The 15,713-nt window shown below is 51.5% G+C and carries 11 protein-coding genes; 4 read left to right on the top strand and 7 right to left on the bottom strand.

Features of this window, described 5'->3' with window-relative positions; all coding sequences use genetic code 11:
• Positions 1 to 24: 24 nt before the first annotated feature.
• On the top strand, positions 25 to 861 hold the full coding sequence (locus tag LX66_RS17260; protein ID WP_145715867.1) for an amidohydrolase family protein: 837 nt from the start codon (positions 25 to 27) through the stop codon (positions 859 to 861).
• Between the two features lie 51 nt (positions 862 to 912).
• On the opposite strand, the gene LX66_RS17255 is transcribed toward LX66_RS17260, so the two are convergent.
• Entirely contained in the window at positions 913 to 1,926 is a 1,014-nt protein-coding gene (locus LX66_RS17255; RefSeq protein WP_145715865.1) for a hypothetical protein, read from the bottom strand.
• Entirely contained in the window at positions 1,893 to 2,429 is a 537-nt protein-coding gene (locus LX66_RS17250; protein WP_145715863.1) for a hypothetical protein, read from the bottom strand. Before LX66_RS17250 ends, LX66_RS17255 begins: the two co-directional genes overlap by 34 nt.
• Before the next feature lie 187 nt (positions 2,430 to 2,616).
• Between LX66_RS17250 and LX66_RS17245 the strand changes: the two genes are divergently transcribed.
• Positions 2,617 to 5,376: a TonB-dependent receptor gene (locus tag LX66_RS17245; protein ID WP_145715861.1), complete on the top strand. Its 2,760-nt coding sequence runs from the start codon at positions 2,617 to 2,619 to the stop codon at positions 5,374 to 5,376.
• Between the two features lie 109 nt (positions 5,377 to 5,485).
• Here LX66_RS17245 and ychF read toward each other — a convergent pair whose 3' ends face one another.
• Positions 5,486 to 6,589, bottom strand: coding sequence for a redox-regulated ATPase YchF (gene ychF / locus LX66_RS17240; protein ID WP_145715859.1), 1,104 nt, complete (start codon positions 6,587 to 6,589; stop codon positions 5,486 to 5,488).
• Between the two features lie 209 nt (positions 6,590 to 6,798).
• Here ychF and LX66_RS17235 point away from each other — a divergent pair, with 209 nt between their 5' ends.
• Complete coding sequence (locus LX66_RS17235) at positions 6,799 to 8,031, top strand: nucleoside recognition domain-containing protein (RefSeq protein WP_145715857.1); 1,233 nt, start codon at positions 6,799 to 6,801, stop codon at positions 8,029 to 8,031.
• Here the strand turns inward: LX66_RS17235 and LX66_RS17230 are convergent.
• Positions 8,025 to 8,969 carry a polysaccharide deacetylase family protein gene (locus LX66_RS17230; RefSeq protein WP_145715855.1) on the bottom strand — a complete coding sequence of 315 codons (945 nt, stop codon included), beginning with the start codon at positions 8,967 to 8,969 and terminating at the stop codon, positions 8,025 to 8,027. The two genes, LX66_RS17235 and LX66_RS17230, sit on opposite strands and share 7 nt — an antisense overlap.
• Before the next feature lie 67 nt (positions 8,970 to 9,036).
• Between LX66_RS17230 and LX66_RS17225 the strand changes: the two genes are divergently transcribed.
• Positions 9,037 to 10,287 carry a YeiH family protein gene (locus LX66_RS17225; RefSeq protein ID WP_145715853.1) on the top strand — a complete coding sequence of 417 codons (1,251 nt, stop codon included), beginning with the start codon at positions 9,037 to 9,039 and terminating at the stop codon, positions 10,285 to 10,287.
• Positions 10,288 to 10,345: 58 nt separating this feature from the next.
• Here LX66_RS17225 and LX66_RS17220 read toward each other — a convergent pair whose 3' ends face one another.
• From LX66_RS17220 to LX66_RS17210, 3 genes are all read right to left on the bottom strand, one after another.
• Positions 10,346 to 11,752, bottom strand: a complete 1,407-nt coding sequence (locus tag LX66_RS17220) for a SusD/RagB family nutrient-binding outer membrane lipoprotein (RefSeq protein ID WP_145715851.1) — start codon at positions 11,750 to 11,752, stop codon at positions 10,346 to 10,348.
• A gap of 11 nt (positions 11,753 to 11,763) precedes the next feature.
• Positions 11,764 to 14,865, bottom strand: a complete 3,102-nt coding sequence (locus tag LX66_RS17215; RefSeq protein ID WP_211366345.1) for a SusC/RagA family TonB-linked outer membrane protein — start codon at positions 14,863 to 14,865, stop codon at positions 11,764 to 11,766.
• A gap of 266 nt (positions 14,866 to 15,131) precedes the next feature.
• Positions 15,132 to 15,539, bottom strand: coding sequence for a hypothetical protein (locus tag LX66_RS17210; protein WP_145715847.1), 408 nt, complete (start codon positions 15,537 to 15,539; stop codon positions 15,132 to 15,134).
• Positions 15,540 to 15,713: the final 174 nt, after the last annotated feature.

Genomic DNA, 15,713 nt, shown 5'->3' with positions numbered 1-15,713 from the left:
TAGGTTTACCTCAACAAAGCTGGTATGAAAAGTATTGGATTCCTTTTGTTTCAAATCCTGATTTATCAATTTTCTTTTGCGCAGCAGCAGGTATTCGATAATCATGTCCACCTATGGAATGGTGATCAATCAATACAGACTTATTTGGCTCAATTGGATAGCACCGGGCAAACCGTCACCCGGTTTAGCGGCATCCTGATAGCCAGGCAAGGTGAACCTTTGAAGACCCGGGCAAAAAATGATGAGCTTATTGCGCTATCAAAGCAATATCCTCAGCTCTTGCCGATATGTTCGGTGCATCCCTTAGATGGTGATGCCGCCACGGAAGAAATAAGGAGATTAAGTGGTTTAGGCGTAAAGGTCATTAAGCTACATCCCCATACACAAAAATTTGAGGTCACAGATGATAAGGTTATCAACCTTTGTAAGGTGGCGGGGCAATTGGGCCTTGTTATATTAATGGATAATGCCAATATCAAACCGGGAGACAGCGAAAACTTATTTGACCTGGCTATAAAATGCGCTGACACCAAATTCATTTTTGCCCACATGGGGGCCTTTAATTTCCGCTTTTGGAATATCATCAAGGTAGCGCGCACGGCAAAAGGTTTCTACAAGGATAATATATATTTCGACATATCCGCTACAATTGTCCTGTTAGCCGATTCACCCGTCGAAGATGAATTCATTTGGACCATTCGTAATGCAGGGGTCCATACGGTTTTACTAGGCTCCGATTTTCCTCAGTATAGCCTCAGGCAGGCCGTAGATGCACTGGACAGATTGGACCTAAAACAGGAGGAAAAGGATAAAATCCGTTATGAGAATGCTCAAAGGCTGTTGTTGGGAGATTCAGAATAGAACGGTAGCACCCTCATTTAAACCCGACATTTACCTTTTAATGGGCTATTCCTATTGACACTTCTTCAGGAGCCATTCATTTTGTTCTTTTAATTTAGATATCTCCTCCTGTTGCTTAAACATATACAACATCATCTCCTCCATCTTCTTCAACAATAGCTTATTCATTTCCGCCACATCTATCCCTTCCTTCTCCACTTCTTCCGCAGCAGGCATATCCGGCAAATGTTTGTGCTCCTTCACATAAGCAGCTACCTCGGAGAGCGGTGGCAGATGATATTCATCTGAGAAAACATAATCGGGCCAGCCACCATATGTTTTTACTTTTATCTTGGTAAAGATGGCATCGCCGTTTACCGCCAGTTTATATCCCCTGGTATCCGTGGTGCCAATACCCACATTGCCATTGGTAGCGCTTCGCGCACCAGCCAATATCACGTCACCATTGGATTTAAACAGTAGTGGCGCATAGTATCCGGCACCATTCTTTTTGACTGCGTAGAATTCAAGTGTGGGGCCTGTAAGATCCGCGCTGAAATAACCATCTTTCCGCAAGGAGGCTTCCCAGAAGATTGGTTTATCGGCTGCGATGGAAGCTGTATTTTTTACGCTGAATTTAAGGTCCAGATAAGCGGCATTGTCTCCATCACTGACCATATTAACAACACCCCTGGTACTACCCATATCAATAGTCACTTTATCAGATGTGGGCACAGCACCTATACCTATGTTTCCGTTAGCCGTTAAATTTCCTTTTAAGTTCAGATTGCCATACCCGTCCAGGAACATAAGCTGATCGGTATCTGTTGAATAGTCGATACCACCGTTATCATGTGCCAGCCAACGGAAGCGGAAGTTGTGAGATTTAACACCGGTCAGCCCATAATTAATAGAGCCATTGCTTTGATAAATAAAGCCTGAGCGGAAATTGGAAGTATATAAAGCGGAAGTAATAGTATTGGTGTAATTATTCGGAAAATTGATCGTACTATAGGTTCCCACCTGCGCTTTTACCTGGAAAGCGCCAATCGTCAGGATAATAAAACAATATACCTGTCTAAACATATACTAAAGTTTATTTTTTGATTATTTGCTTTAACTCGGTGATCTTTTCCTGTTGATCTATCCGGTACAAAGTCAGCTCCTCTACCTTCTGCAATAACGGTCTGTTCATTTAACCCAGATTCAGGCCCTCCTTCTTTACACCCGCTTCGGAAAGAATGACCTAAAGAATCAATAGAGCGGGTAAAGATGTTCTTCGCGGCTACAGAGTCGATCTTTGCCAGCCTGGCCTGCATCTTCCTTTCCTGCCGGGCCAGTTTGTTCAGGGCTTTCTCCGAGCGTCTGCTCACCTGCTTTTCAAAGCGGCGGGACTTGCTGCTTACCTGGGAAAAATATTTATCCGGCAGTTGTGATAAACGGGAAAGGGTGCTATCCCGGGCCTGGGCACAAACAGCATTCGCCAAACAAAACACTAAAAAAATTACACGGTACAGGTAACGCATACAGGGACGGGTCAAAAAACGTTTAGGGTGGAAAAATACAGCTCTTTTTTTGCTTTCAAACAAAATTTTTGTGTTAATTTCCTGATTAGCAAATGATTCCTGGAAGCCGGGAGGAAGACCTTTTAGCCCCGTTATAGCCCGTATGCGGACGTGTATAATAGATAATTGTTAATTCATAATTGTTCGGTATATTTAGTTGTATTAAAACTGTTAAACGCCCCGGCTCAACCAAAACAAAATTCTACAACGTATGAAGAACTATTTCCTTAGAACCTGTTTGTGTTCCGCCCTCTTATTGCTTAGCCTATGGTCAGTAGCGCAGGCACAACAACAAACCACCATCACCGGCACTGTTACCAGCAGTGAGAACGGCGAGAAAATGGCCGGTGTAACCGTCAGCGTTAAAGGCGCCACGTCCGGCACCATTTCGGATGCAGACGGTAATTTCCGGCTCAACACGACCAGGAGCCTCCCGCTTACCCTGGTATTTTCCTATGTAGGATTCAGCAGCCAGGAAGTAGTAGTCAGCAGCAGTGTGCAACCCATTAATGTACAGCTAACCTCCACGGAACTGCTGGGGCAGGAAGTAGTGGTAGCAGCCAGCCGTGTGGCGCAAAGTATCATGGAATCGCCCGTGTCTATTGAGAAATTGAGCACCGCTGCCATTAAGGAGGTACCCACTCCCAGCTTCTACGATGCCCTGCCTAACCTGAAAGGCGTAGAGTCCAGCGTGCAAAGCCTCACCTTCAGGTCGGTTACCACCAGGGGATTTGGTACAAATGGCAATACCCGCTTTAACCAGTATATGGATGGCATGGATATGCAGGCACCCGGACTCAACTTTTCCGTGGGCAACATCGTAGGTTTAACAGAGCTGGATATAGAAAGCGTGGAGCTCCTGCCAGGCGCGTCCTCCGCTTTATACGGTGCGGGTGGTATGAATGGTACCCTGATCATGACAAGTAAAAGCCCTTTTGAACACCAGGGCCTTAGTATCCGCTTGCAGGGCGGTATCAACCATGTAGATACCCGTCAGCAATCCAATATAGGTTTTGTTCCGGATGTAGCGGCGCGCTATGCCAAAGCTTTTGGAAAATTCGCTTTCAAGCTGAATATTGCTTACTTGCAGGCAGATGACTGGCAGGCGCAGGACTCCAGTAATTTTGACCGGCTGAACCTTGTAACAAAGCCGGGCTTTTCCCATACAGCAGATCCTAATTATGATGGTATAAACGTTTATGGAGACGAGATCAATACCACCTATGGCGCCACAGCGGGGTTGCTGAACGGTGTAACCGTTTCCCGCACCGGCTATGCCGAGCCATCCCTGGTAGACTATCGTACCAAAAGCCTGAAAACGGGCGCAGCCTTCCATTACCGGTTCACAGACGACCTGGAACTGGTGCTGCAGGGCAACTGGGGCACTGGTACAAGCGTCTACACCGGTTCTGACCGTTATTCACTTCGGAATTTCAATTTAGGCCAATACAAGCTGGAATTCAGGGGAAAACGTTTCTTTGTAAGAGGTTACACCACGCAGGAACGTTCCGGGGAAGCCTATAACGCTACTGCTTTAGGCACCATCCTGAATGAAAGCTACAACCCCAGCGTAGTAACCGATGCAAACGGTAATGTAATTGGGGGTTGGTTTGCAGAATATGCCACCGTCTACAACCAGGCACGGGCAGGCGTATTTCCCGGCGCCCCGGGGGCAAAAACTGATGAACAGGCACATGCCATTGCCCGGGCATATGCAGACAGGAACCGCCTGCAGCCGGGAACCGATGCCTTTAACCAGGCTAAAGACGTCATTACCGAACGGTACATAGGTTTTGGCCCCGGGAGGAACGGGGCGAAATTCAATGATAAGACCAATCTTTATCATTACGAAGGTATGTATGATTTCAGCGACCATATAAAGGTGCTGGAAGTACAGGCCGGCGCATCTTATCGCCGCTATGCCCTGAACTCAGATGGTACTATTTTCGATGATGCGGAGCGGGATATTAAGATAGATGAATTTGGGGGATTCCTGCAAGTGGGCCGGAAACTGGTGCATGACCGCATCAAATTAACCGGTTCTATCCGTTACGACAAGAATGAAAATTTTGACGGGCGCTTTACACCGCGTATTTCCGGCGTATTTACAGTAGCGCCACAGCATAATATACGCCTGTCATACCAGACCGGTTTCCGCAACCCTACCAACCAGGATCAGTATATTGACCTTCCTATACGCGCGAATACCCGCCTGATTGGCGGCCTGCCGGAGTTGCTGACCAAATACGACCTGTATAATAACAAAGGGTATACACAGGCCAGCGTACAACGGTATGCAGCTACAGGAGATCCTTCTCAACTGGAGCTACATACCTTCAGCAAGTTCAAGCCGGAAAGCGTAAGCTCCTATGAAATAGGCTACCGGGGGCTTATCAGGAACAGGCTGTTAATAGACGGTTATGTTTACTACAGCAACTACACCAATTTTCTCTCCTACATTGCACTGATACAGCCCACCGAGCCGCTGGCCCAGGACCCCACGCTTAGCAGGGCCAATATTTTTGCAACCTATATTAATAACCCTGAAAAGGTGAAAACATGGGGATGGGCATTAGGACTGGATTACCAGGTAAGTACCTGGACAGTAAGTGGCAATGTATCATTCAATGACATCAATAACGAGGAGGACCAGGTATTTACCAATTTCAATACACCCAGATACCGTTTTAGCCTGGGCTTAGGCAACAGGAATGTATATAAGAATCTCGGGTTCAATATTACCTACCGCTGGCAGGATACGTTCATCTGGACCTCTTCCTTTGCAAGAGGCAGTGTCCCATCCTTCGGCACGCTGGACGGGCAGATAAATTACTCAATACCGGCTGCCCACGCTACCATTAAGCTGGGTGGCTCTAATATCCTGAATAAATATTACCGGACTTCTTTTGGTAATCCCCAGATCGGGGCATTATACTACCTGGGCGTTACATTTGAAGGACTGTTAAAATAACCAATCCCCCTTACTAACCACTTAAATTGACGAAGTCCCGGCTTGCGCCGGGACTTCTATTTGTTGTAACCCCCAACCGAGTTGGGTATTCTTGAAAGCCGGTAAAGGCTTACACATTAAACCTGAAATGCATCACATCCCCGTCGCTCACCACGTATTCCTTGCCTTCTATCCGCAGGCGGCCGTTGTCGCGGGCAGCCGTTTCGGAGCCGTACTTCACATAATCCTCATAAGCGATCACCTCCGCCTTGATAAAGCCCTTCTCAAAATCGGTATGTATCACGCTGGCGGCCTGCGGCGCTTTCCAGCCCTGGTGAATGGTCCAGGCACGCACTTCCTGTACCCCTGCCGTAAAATAAGTGATCAGGTTCAGCAGTTTGTAGGCTGAGCGGATCAGGCGGTTCAAACCGGGCTCTTCCAGCTTGTACTCCTCCAGGAATAACTGTTTGTCCTCCGGGTCTTCCATTTCGGATATCTGGGCCTCGATGGAGTTGTTCATCACGATCACCTCCGCGTTTTCGGCCTTTACGGCTTCCTGCAGGGCCTGTGAAAATTTATTGCCGGTATGCAGGGAAGCTTCGTCCACGTTGGCCACGTACAGCACCGGCTTTTCCGTCAGCAGGAAAAGGTCGGCAATGGCGGTACGGTCCTCCTTGCCCAGTCCCAGCTCCCGTATATTACGACCCTGTTCCAGGCATTCCTGGCACTGCTTCAGGATGTCGTATTCTCTTTTGGCTTTGGCGTCGCCGCCGGTTTTAGCGATCTTCTCCACCCGGGCGATCTTCTTTTCCACCGTTTCCAGGTCCTTCAGTTGCAACTCGGTGTCAATGATGCCTTTATCGCTCACCGGGTTAATAGGCCCTTCTTCCCGTAAGATGTTGTCGTCTTCAAAGCAGCGGATCACGTGCACGATGGCGTCTACCTCGCGGATGTTGGCCAGGAACTTGTTGCCCAGCCCCTCTCCTTTGCTGGCGCCTTTTACCAGCCCGGCAATGTCCACAAACTCGATGGTGGTGGGCACTACCCGGTTCGGTTTTACCAGCTCTTCCAGCTTCTGCAGGCGGGCATCCGGCACGTCCACCAGGCCCACATTGGGCTCAATGGTGCAAAAGCGGTAATTACTGGCCTGCGCTTTGGCGCTGTTACTAACTGCGTTAAATAATGTTGATTTTCCTACATTGGGCAATCCGACAATTCCTGCTTGCAACGCCATTTTAAAAAATTTGCCCGCAAAGATAGGGAAAATAAAAATTCCAAGGCCGGGGGGCCAAAATTCCAAATCCCAAATTCCAAAATGTGGGCAGACCACCAATGATACTATACAGTTATGGATAATCAGGAGACTGCCGCCGGTTTGGGATTTGGAATTTGGGATTTGGAACTTTACATTTAGATTTTGGATTTGGAACTTAAACCTCAACTATGGCATTAAACTACGTCTGGCTTGCTTTTTTCCTGATCGCGTTCCTGGTGGCGCTGTTCCGTTTGATATTCCTGCACGATACCGCGGTATTCGCCCATGTAATGACCGGCATGTTTGACAGCGCCAAAACCGGTGCGGAGATCTCCCTGGGACTGATCGGTATTATGACGTTCTGGATGGGCATCATGCGCGTGGGGGAAAAAGCGGGCATGATCAGCGTGTTTGCACGGATCGTGAACCCCTTCTTTTCCCGGTTGTTCCCGGGCGTGCCCCGCCGCCACCCGGCCATGGGCTCTATTGTAATGAATTTTTCCGCCAATATGCTGGGACTGGATAATGCGGCCACGCCTGTGGGGCTGAAAGCCATGAAGGAGCTGCAGGAGGTGAATGAAACCCCGGATACGGCCAGCAACGCGCAGATCATGTTCCTGGTGCTGAACACCGCCGGCATGACGCTGATCCCCACTTCCGTGATCGCCCTGCGCCTGGCCGGCGGCGCCGCCAACCCGGCGGATATTTTCATTCCTACCGTGATCGGCACCTTCATCTCCTTTATCAGCGGGGTGATCACCGTAGCGCTGTATCAGCGCATCAACCTGCTGAATGTGCCCTCCTTGGTATTCTTTGGCGGCTTTGCCCTGCTGATGCTGGGGCTGTACACCTGGCTGCACAACATGCCGCCGGCTGACGTAGCCCTGTATACGGGGCTGCTGGGCGGCCTGATCATATTTTCCATTATCGTTTCCTTCCTGGTGCTGGGCTTTATCAGGCGCATCAATGTATATGATGTTTTTATTGACGGCGCCAAGGACGGATTCAAGACCGTGATCATGATCATCCCCTACCTGGTGGCCATCCTGGTAGCCATCAGCGCGTTCCGCAGCACCGGCTGCATGGATTACCTGGTGAATGGCATCGGCAGCTTTTTTGCCTGGATGGGACTGAATACGGATTTCGTGCCGGCATTACCGGTAGGGCTCATGAAAACGCTGAGCGGCGGGGCTGCCCGCGGGCTGATGGTGGATGTAATGCAGCATTATGGCGCAGACTCCTTTGCCGGAAGGCTGGCCTGCATTATGCAGGGCTCCACGGAAACCACGTTCTATATACTGGCCGTGTACTTTGGCTCCGTGAATATCCGCAATACCCGTTATGCCCTTACCTGCGGGCTGATCGCGGACTTTATCGGCGTAGTGGCGGCCATTGTGCTGGGATACCTGTTCTTTCACTGAGCGGCCTCGTACACCGCTTTCCAGGTTACCAGGCGGATATTTTCCTTTTGTAACAGCTCCTTAAACCCCTTGCTGGTCACATAGTTAAAGTCATTTTGCCGCCAGGCGGCGCCAAAATCGGGATGATCTATGGTAACTGCCTGCATTTCTGCATCATCATAGGCCAGGTGCACCACCAGCTCATTCAAACCGGCAGGCAGTTGCCGCAATGCCTGGTCATAGTACACATGCCATTTATCTGCCGGCGCCTGCTGGTAGGCGGTGATGAACTGGTTCACCACCACGTTGTTCACGGTATCAATATAAGGCAGCAACTGCGGGGCCATCATGCGGATCATCTTCGCGGGTATTAATACCGGCAGATTGAATTCCCTGCCGATCTCCTGGTATATTTTCGCCAGCTCCGGCGATCCCAGCAAACTGCCCATATGGTTATCAAGATGGGTTATGTTGATGCCGGCGTCCAGTGCCTTCCTGATCTGCGCCCGTATTTCCCGGGCCACTTCCTCCGGTTTGGCATGCTGCTGAAATTCCCGGACTGAAGCATAGAAGTACCCGTCCTTATCCAGCAGGCTGGGTATTTCCCCAGCGGGAGATACCCCGTCCCACTTATAGTATTTCCATTCAGCCGTCAGCGTAATATGAATGCCCCAGTCCAGCTCCGGATGCGCTTTTGCGTAGGCCGCTATTTCCGGGAACCAGGGGCAGGGCACCATGATGGAGGCCGAATTGATGGCCTTTTGCTCGAAAGCGGCAATCGCCGCTGCGTTGGTGGAGTGAGATACGCCCAGGTCATCGGCATGCACGATCAGCAACCGCGCATCGCGGGGATAACCCAGCTTTTCCGGCAAGGATCCCTGGTTTTGCGCAATAACAATAAAGGGAAATAATAGCAGGAAGAGGGTAGCGTGGCATAGCCAATAACGGGAATTTTTCATAACATCAGTTTTAGGGGACCATATAAAAATAGGGATTTTCATATATTGTAGCAATTGATAGTATGTTATGATGAAACCACTACATGAAGACTGGATCGCTGTGATCATTGCATTCCTGACCATTGCGCTGGTATGCGCCGGCCTGCACCCTGCCCTGCCTAAATTCGCCTCCTGGAACAATAGCGCCGCCCTATGGGCGCAGCTCAGCCGTGCAGAGCTGCTGCTGCAGGCGGGCGTCCTGTTCTTATGGGTGCTGGGCAGCCTGCTGCTGGCCCGTGCGCTGGCAAAGGACCTGCAGCCGGTAAAGCTGGCCCTGAGCCTGCTGGGTATCGTAGTGATCTCCCTGCTGGCGCAACTGATCACCAGCAACCGGCTGGTAAAGGACCTGGGCATAGAGGTAGTGCTGTTCAGCCTTTTGCTGGGCCTGTTCATCAGCAATGTACTGGGCGTGCCCGCCTGGCTGAAGCCGGCCATACAAACAGAACTGTTCATTAAAATAGGACTGGTGCTGCTGGGCGCCAATGTGTTGTTCGGAGATGTGATCAGCGCCGGCGGGCTGGGGCTGCTGCAATCCGTGATCGTGGTATTTGCAGTATGGTATTTCACCTTCTGGCTGTGCAAACGCTTCGGGCTGGATGATGAATTCCGCATGATGATCTCCAGCGCGGTATCCATCTGCGGCGTATCTGCGGCCATTGCCACATCGGGCGCAATAGAGGGCGATAACCGCAAGCTGTCGCATGTGATCTCCCTGGTGCTGATCATTGCCATTCCCATGATGCTGTTCATGCCCTATATCGCCGCCTGGGCGGGCATGACGCCTGCCGTAGCCGGGGCCTGGCTGGGCGGCACCATCGATACTTCCGGGGCCGTGGTGGCCGCCGGCACCCTAATGGGCGAGGAAGCGCTGAAATACGCCACCCTGGTGAAGTTCTCGCAGAATGTGTTACTGGGCCTGGCCGCCTTCTTCATTTCCTTATACTGGACCCTGAGCAAAAAAGAGGTGAGCGCGGAGCAAAAGCCGGGGCTAAAGACCATCTGGGAGCGGTTCCCGAAATTTGTGCTGGGCTTTGTGCTGGCCTCCCTCCTGTTCTCCTTCGTACTGCCGCCCGCGGTAGTCAGCACCGCCAAAGGCAGCCTGAAGGAGCTGCAAACCTACTGGTTTGCGCTGGCCTTTACCTGCATCGGGCTGGAAACAAAATTTACCGACATCTTCACTATGGAAAACGGCCGGCCCGCCATTGCTTTTATCATCGCGCAACTGTTCAATATCTTCTTTACGCTGGCCGTGGCCTACCTGGTGTTCGGCGGGTTGTAAAAACCGTGAAAGGTGAACGGTTGACCATTCACCTTTCACTTTTCATTTCTTTTCTTGTCTACTCATCCCACCATAAACGGTCGGCCAGTGAACCCACCGGGGGTATGTTGCTGCCATTGCGGCTTACTTCCGTATTGGGATAAGCCACGCGCCGGATGAATTCCGGTATTACCGCGTTTTCCGGCATATCAAAGTCCGTATACTGGTAATTAAAACGCCGGGCATCCACCCATGCTTCCGGGTTCAGGAACATGGCTACGTACTTTTCCTTCATGATCAGGTCCAGGGTAAGGTTGTTGGCGCCCACCGCTACTGCCGGGTTGCTCATGTAACTGTCCCGGTCAGTAGTGCTTACGCCCACTTTATCCATATGCGCCTGGATGCCATCCATATAAGCAGCATAGGCGGCAGGCTTGTCGCCTGCCCGGAAAGCGGCTTCCGCCGCCATAAACCGGCATTCCGCATAAGTGATCAGCAGCAAGGGCGCGCCGCCCCTGGAGTAGAAGCCGTTCAGGGAGAGGTAGCATTCCTCGTCATCGGTGCCTGTGCCAACCCTTCCGGCACCGTTAATGGTACCGCGGTAATCCCCGAATTTGGTGGTATCCGTAATCAGCGGCAGGCGCGGGTCAAATACCCCGAATGTATGGTCGTTCAGCGCATCCACAAAATGCGCGCTGAGCCAGCCATCCAAAAGCAACACGGTATTATTGTAAGCCGCCTGGTTCCAGGGGCTGCGGGCCTGGAACTGGGTAAGCTGCGCATCATCGCTGTTGTTGGCAAATGCATTGGTGAGCGCTGTCAGCACGGCTGCAGGATCATAGTCCGCCGTTTTAGTCACGCGGTTCAGCAAACGGGCTTTCAGCGCATAGCCCATTTTTATCCAGGCATCCGCATTGCCGTGATAGATCAGGTCTTTAGTCCCGTCCAGCACAATCGGCGGATCAGCTTGTTCCAGTGAAGCAATGCCCTCGTTCACCAGGGCCAGGCTGGAGGCATACACATCCGCATCCGCGTCGAACTCCGGCTGTACAAAGTCGCCGGTCAGCGCCTGCTTGTAGGGCACGGAGCCCCATACGCTGTTGGTCAGGCTCAGGTTCATGGCTATCATGATCCGGCCGGCGCCGGCGTGCTGGTAGGCTCCCAGGGAGTCTGCCACCTGTACCAGGTCGTACAGGTCCGCCATGGTATTGTAGATGCTTTCCCAGGTAGTGCTGTAATCCACCTGGTCATAAGTATCGTTGCCACCACCGACATTTGGCGAGGCCAGGTACTGCACAAAATAGGATGTAAAATTGCCCACGCGGTACACGTTATAACCGGTGTTATAGGTGGTGCTCGCCAACAATCCATTCATCGGCGCAATGGCCGACTGGTTGGGATTGTCATTTACATCCAGGTATTTTTTACACCCTGCAAATACAGCCAGCAGGCTGCAACAGGTGAACATTATTACTAGTTTCTTCATAGTTCCGCGCTTTAAAAGGTAACATTGATACTGGCCAGGAAGCTCCGGACAGCCGGGTAAGTAAAGCCGGCAAAGGCGTCGGCCGCATTGCTGCCTGCATTAAAGGAGCTGGACTCCGGGTCAAAGCCGGTGTAATCCGTATGCAGCCAGAGATTATTACCGGTAAGGGTAATATTCACGCCGCTGATGAACTTCGTTCTTTCCAGCAGTTTGGACGGTAACTGGTAGGAGAGGCTCACATTACGCAAACGTACCCACGAAGCGTCTTCGATAAATTCTTCTGTTACGCCCCGGTATACATTGCGGTAATAGCCAACACCGTAATTCCTGCCGTCCGGGCCTACACCCTGCCCCAGGTATACCGGTATGTCATTGGGCTTGCCGTCGGAGAAAACGCCGTCAAACACCTTGGTCTGGTCCCTGTTCTCTGTCATTTTGGAAGCGCCAAAGGCGGCCATGAAGTTGGCGAACTGGTTGTACTTCTGCACTCCCTGCCTTACATCTACCAGGAAGGAAAAACCAAAGCCTTTGTAGGAAAACGAGTTGGTAATGGCGCCTATCCAATCCGGCTGCGCATTGCCCAGGTATTTCTGGGTAGAGTTGATCACCGGGAAGCCGGCCAGCGAACCGGAGCCCTGGATCACGATGGGCCTGCTCTTGTCTACGGTCAGGTCGGGTTCCTGGTCATTGCCATAGTAGCGGGCATAGCTGGTGCCAAAGATGGCGCCTACCGGGTAGCCCACAATATACTTCATGGTAGCGGTAGAGCCGGCGTACCCGAACTGGGAGCCTACGAATATCTCATCCACATCATCGCGCAGCGCCAGCACCTTGTTACGGTTGGTGGAAAAGTTCACCCTTACATCCCAGTTGAAGTTCCTTCCTTTTACAGGTGTACCGTTCAGGGAAATTTCCACGCCCCGGTTGCGGATAGCGCCGGCATTGGTATAGAATACATCATAGCCGGAACTGGATGGAATGGGCACGCTCATCAGCAGGTCCGTACTTTTGGAGGTATACCAGGTAAAGTCAATGCCTAAACGGTTTTGGAAAAACCGCAGCTCTGCCCCGGCCTCAAAGGTGCTGGTAAACTCCGGTTTCAGGTCAGGATCTGTTTTGATATCTGCCCGGGTCCAGCCAATAATGCTGTTGTCAATCGGGCCGTCAGGCAATGTTTCGTAGCCCGAGGCCAGCCTGTAAGGGGTAGCGTCCTTCCCGATCCTGGCCCAGGAAGCCCGGATCTTACCGTAGGTAAGAATATTGTCCGGTATCTTCAAATGATCCGTGAACACGTAGCCGGCGCTCACGGAAGGATAGAAAAATGAATTGCGGTCCTCGTACAGCGTAGAGGTAAAATCCTCCCTGGCCGTAAGGGTCAGGTACAGGTAATCATCCCAGCTCAGTGTCCAGTCTGCAAATACGCCTATGATCCTATAATCTTCCTTGTACTGGGAACTTACCACTCTTTTGGCGTTCTGCAGGATCAGCAGGTCCGGTATGTCCAGCGTATCGCCTTGCGTAGATACGCGTTTCAGTGAGTACTGGTACAGGTCATGCCCCACTTTCAGGTCGGATGACAGCCGGGGGCTGATCTTATTTTTAAAATTGGCGATAAAGGTGCTGTTGATGATACGTTTATTTAACTGGTACTCATATACGAAACCGGATTCGTTGTCGCCCAACGGTACCTCCCCTACTACTCCTTTGGGGCCGGGCGCCGTATGGGTCCGGGCATCGCCATAAAAATCCGTCCCTGCCCGGTACATCAGGTCCAGCCACTTAAAGGGCGAATAGGTGAAATTGGCGCTGGCGATCACACGGTTCACATCATCCCCGAAACGGTTGGTGGCCAGGGTGTACATGGGATTGTCATTATCCGGGCCATAGGTGTTTTGCGTACCGTCCGGCTTGATATAATCCTTCACATCCCATCGGGGCGACCAGTAAATCAGTTGCTCGCCGTAACGGTCCGCATTCACGCGGTTGCCGCCGGATTTGATATAGTTCAGGGAAGCGCCGGCTTTGAACTTGTCGCTGAAGCGCAGCTCACCGTTCACCTTGGCGGAATAGTTGTTATAATCACTGAAAGGGATCACGCCGTCCTGGTTCAGCGTGGAGAAGGAGGCGGCGAAGACGCCTTTTTCCGTACCGCCGCTCATGTTCAGCGTATTGCGGAACTGGGTGCCGGTGCGGTAGGCGCGCTCATAATTATTAAACAACTGCGCGGGATGCGTGGGGTCCAGTTGCCGGGCCTCTTCCACGGTAGGCCCCCAGGAGGGCCAGAAGCTGGTAGGATCGTAGTCCCCGAGGTATCCCTGGGAGAAACGGGTCTGCACATCCGGCGTTTTGTTCACGCGATCAAAGCCGTAGGTAGAGGTCAGGCTTACCCGCAGGCGGCCGGCCCTGCCGGATTTGGTGGTGATCACCACGGCGCCGTTGGCCGCGCGCAAACCGTAGAGTGCGGTAGCCGCACCGCCCCGCAGGATGGAGATGCTTTCTATATCATCCGGGTTAATGTCTGCCGCGCGGTTGCTCATCCCGCGGGTGTCCGCGCCGCCGGTCGTGTAAGTGTCATTGTCAATAGGGATACCATCCACAATAAAGATGGGCTGGTTGGATTTGGTAGGGTCCAGCGAGTTGATACCGCGGATAATGATACGGGCGCCCTGTCCCGGGGCGCCGCCACCGCTGGATATCTGCACGCCGGCTACTTTGCCCTGGAGGGCGTTCACCACGTTGGTCTGGCGGGATACGGCCAGCTCCTCGCCGCCGATATCCTGCACGGCATAGCCCAGCGCGCGCTTTTCCCTTTTAATGCCCAGGGCGGTCACCACTACCTGCTCCAGGTTGCGCGTGTCCGGCTGCAGCGCCACCTGCAGGCGGGTTTGCCCGTTCAGCGGCACCTCCTGCCGGAGATACCCTACAAAACTGAAGACCAAGGTAACACCAGGGTTGGGAACTGAAAAGCTGAAAGTCCCGTCTACGTTAGAAGTTGTGCCGGCTGTACCCCCTTTTACCTGGATGGTGACCCCCGGCAGGGCATTACCACCATCGGCGGCTGTGACTGTGCCACGTACAAGCAACGTTTGTGCCCGCAGTACAATAGGTAGCATACAGCAACACAGCATGAAAACCCAATAAAATCTTTTCATGAAGTGCGGTTTAGATATTTGGTTGAATAAAAACTGATTGAGATAAATATACAACCTAAAATGTAAAATCGGGAGGCTTTTTTCAGATAGGAAGCAGGAAGCAGGATGTAAGAGGTAAGAAGGAGGAGGTAAGAAGGGGGAGGAAAGAAGAAAGAAGAGAGAAGCAGGAAGCAGGAGATAGCAGCAAACGGCTGGTATCTTATTTCCTACCTCCTACTTCCTGCTTCCTATTTGCAATACATTCTGATAGTATAACTCTTGTAGGTCTTACCAGCGCCGTAATCCGCGCTTTGTGTAACGGAAGCCGTAGCACCGGCAGCCAGCTTGGTGATCAGCAATGGCTGTTCTTCGGTATAAACGGTATTGTCCGTAGTGGTCACTTTCAGCTCTACGTAGATGGACTTGGCGCCGGTTGAAATATCATAATCTTCCGAACCGGTATTTTTGGCGTCAAAGGTGATCTGTACATTGTCCACGCCTGTCAGGTCATTCACTTCCGTTTCGGTAAGCGTAATTTTATCCGCCAGGCATTTTCCTTCGTTGGGGGTCACTTTGTCATCATCCCCGCAACTGATAAGGGCAAACGTCAGGATGAAAGCCGGGGCCAGCATTTTCAGTTTCGTAATTGTGTTCATGTTTCTTTTTCCGTTTAAGGTTGAATGTTGTGTATCCGGGATACCGGGTTGCGGGTACAAAGTTCACCTGAACCGGCATTGTATTCAATCCCCGTCCTTCTGTATTTTCCGTATACCGGTAAACAGGTATTTTTTATTTCCCGGGAATATCCCATCTTTATACCATTTTGTTTA

The sequence above is a fragment of the Chitinophaga japonensis genome, from assembly GCF_007830125.1.
Lineage (GTDB): Bacteria > Bacteroidota > Bacteroidia > Chitinophagales > Chitinophagaceae > Chitinophaga > Chitinophaga japonensis.
This window is presented reverse-complemented; position numbering and strand designations above follow the sequence as displayed.

Excerpts from the sequence above, each read along its gene's own strand:
- LX66_RS17230 (WP_145715855.1), bottom strand. The coding sequence starts at position 8,969 with ATGAAAAATTCCCGTTATTGGCTATGCCACGCTACCCTCTTCCTGCTA.
- LX66_RS17225 (WP_145715853.1), top strand. The coding sequence starts at position 9,037 with ATGATGAAACCACTACATGAAGACTGGATCGCTGTGATCATTGCATTC.
- LX66_RS17215 (WP_211366345.1), bottom strand. The coding sequence starts at position 14,865 with ATGCTACCTATTGTACTGCGGGCACAAACGTTGCTTGTACGTGGCACA.
- LX66_RS17220 (WP_145715851.1), bottom strand. The coding sequence starts at position 11,752 with ATGAAGAAACTAGTAATAATGTTCACCTGTTGCAGCCTGCTGGCTGTA.
- LX66_RS17255 (WP_145715865.1), bottom strand. The coding sequence starts at position 1,926 with ATGTTTAGACAGGTATATTGTTTTATTATCCTGACGATTGGCGCTTTC.
- ychF (WP_145715859.1), bottom strand. The coding sequence starts at position 6,589 with ATGGCGTTGCAAGCAGGAATTGTCGGATTGCCCAATGTAGGAAAATCA.
- LX66_RS17210 (WP_145715847.1), bottom strand. The coding sequence starts at position 15,539 with ATGAACACAATTACGAAACTGAAAATGCTGGCCCCGGCTTTCATCCTG.
- LX66_RS17235 (WP_145715857.1), top strand. The coding sequence starts at position 6,799 with ATGGCATTAAACTACGTCTGGCTTGCTTTTTTCCTGATCGCGTTCCTG.
- LX66_RS17245 (WP_145715861.1), top strand. The coding sequence starts at position 2,617 with ATGAAGAACTATTTCCTTAGAACCTGTTTGTGTTCCGCCCTCTTATTG.
- LX66_RS17260 (WP_145715867.1), top strand. The coding sequence starts at position 25 with ATGAAAAGTATTGGATTCCTTTTGTTTCAAATCCTGATTTATCAATTT.